This window comes from Bacillus sp. z14 (2026) (assembly GCF_058313575.1).
On record NZ_JBZFQK010000003.1, the window covers coordinates 1 to 1,009 of the forward strand.

Consider the following 1,009-nt stretch of genomic DNA (forward strand, 5'->3'; position numbering starts at 1 on the left):
GTTCGGACCTCCATCCAGTGTTACCTGGACTTCATCCTGGACATGGGTAGATCACCTGGTTTCGGGTCTACGACCACATACTGCAAACGCCCTATTCAGACTCGCTTTCGCTGCGGCTCCGTCTCATCAACTTAACCTTGCATGGGATCGTAACTCGCCGGTTCATTCTACAAAAGGCACGCCATCACCCATAAAAGGGCTCTGACTACTTGTAGGCACACGGTTTCAGGATCTCTTTCACTCCCCTTCCGGGGTGCTTTTCACCTTTCCCTCACGGTACTGGTTCACTATCGGTCACTAGGGAGTATTTAGCCTTGGGAGATGGTCCTCCCGGATTCCGACGGGATTCCTCGTGTCCCGCCGTACTCAGGATCCACTCGGGAGGGAACGAAGTTTCGACTACAGGGTTGTTACCTTCTCTGACGGACCTTTCCAGGTCGCTTCATCTACCCCGTTCCTTTGTAACTCCACAATGAGTGTCCTACAACCCCAGATGGCAAGCCATCTGGTTTGGGCTGATTCCGTTTCGCTCGCCGCTACTCAGGAAATCGCATTTGCTTTCTCTTCCTCCGGGTACTTAGATGTTTCAGTTCCCCGGGTGTGCCTTCATACACCTATGAATTCAGTGTAAGATACTGCCCCATTACGGGCAGTGGGTTTCCCCATTCGGAAATCTCCGGATCAAAGCTTACTTACAGCTCCCCGAAGCATATCGGTGTTAGTCCCGTCCTTCATCGGCTCCTAGTGCCAAGACATCCACCGTGCGCCCTTATTAACTTAACCGTTAAAAAACTCTTACTCGGTTTTTATTAAAACGCATTTACTTTGCCTTACATTACATTATCCAGTTTTCAAAGAACGATTATTGCGAAGGATTGCTCCTTCAAAACTAAACAAAACTACTAACCAATCCGTCTATTTTCCTTAGAAAGGAGGTGATCCAGCCGCACCTTCCGATACGGCTACCTTGTTACGACTTCACCCCAATCATCTGTCCCACCTTCGGCGG

General features: G+C 49.8%; 1 rRNA gene. It reads right to left on the reverse strand.

The annotated features are described in order from the left end of the window. A 23S ribosomal RNA gene (locus AC4G3O_RS11000) occupies positions 1 to 783 on the reverse strand; the annotation flags it as partial. Between the last annotated feature and the right edge of the window lie 226 nt (positions 784 to 1,009).